The organism is Bradyrhizobium sp. 137 (genome assembly GCF_023074095.1).
In the GTDB taxonomy this organism is placed as follows: Bacteria; Pseudomonadota; Alphaproteobacteria; order Rhizobiales; family Xanthobacteraceae; genus Bradyrhizobium.
Window position 1 is genome coordinate 1 of the sequence record NZ_JADPKU010000071.1, and the last position, 1,018, is coordinate 1,018.

Below are 1,018 nucleotides of genomic sequence, written 5' to 3' on the forward strand. Positions count from 1 at the left end.
CGCTGAAGGTTGGCGACGACGCGGCTGCGATATTGTTGCTCATATTGGTCGGCACCCGGATCCTTGTAGCTCATGCCGTGCCGGAGCGTGTTGTAGAATAAAACCGCAATCTTGCGGGCGGTCGCCGTCACCGCCTTCGACTTACCTGCCCGTGAGGACAGCCGACGATAGAATGCTCCCAGCGCTCTATCAGTTCGACCGACCGTTGTGGCCGCCGACCGCAACAGCGCAGCTGCCCGACTGGAGGATCGTCGCGTACGCGAAGACAGCACCTTGCCGCCGGAGATCTTGTTGCCCGGTGCGAGGCAGAGCCAGGAGGTGAAGTGCTTGGCGGTCGGCCATGCCATCAGATCTGTGCCGCACTCGCCGATAAGCTTCAAGGCGAGCGACGGACCCAATCCATGGATCTCGGTCAGATCGACGCCGAGCACACCATACAGCGCGGTCCTGACATCGAACGTGGGTGTGTTGACCTGCTTGGTCTTTACGCGTGGCCTGGATAGCTTTCCGCCCGGTTTTGTCCCTCTGTTGCCCAACGCAGCGATCAAGACTTCGAGCTTGCGATCGCAGTCCAGCATCTTCGCCTGGTAGATGTCGTAGAGTTCCAGCGATTGGGTCAGGGCGAAGACATGTTCATGTCGGTTGTTGCCCACCAGTGCGGCGCGGATCGTCTCCATGGAAGAATGGCAGCGTACGTCCCGGTAGGTTGCCAACACGTCGGGATTGCGCTCGCCCGCAAAATAGCTCGGATGATCCGCATGCCGGTCGCGCCCGTGATATCCGAAACCACGTGATGGAGCTGCAGGTTCATCTCCATCAGGGCCTTCTGCATATGTTGGATATGGGCAGCGGCATATTCCACCAACCGCTCGCGCTGGCGCAGATAGGCGCGCAGGGTTGCAATCTCGGCATCAGGTCGGAAGCTGCCGCGTAACAGGCCATAGGAATGAAGCTGGCGCAACCATGCGGCATCGCTGACATCGCTTTTGCGCCCGGGCACGTTCTTTGCGTAGCGAGC

1 pseudogene is annotated in these 1,018 nt (G+C 60.2%); it reads right to left on the bottom strand.

Annotated elements, in window-relative coordinates:
* Positions 1–1,018: pseudogene (locus IVA78_RS22950) on the bottom strand (IS110 family transposase); the annotation flags it as partial.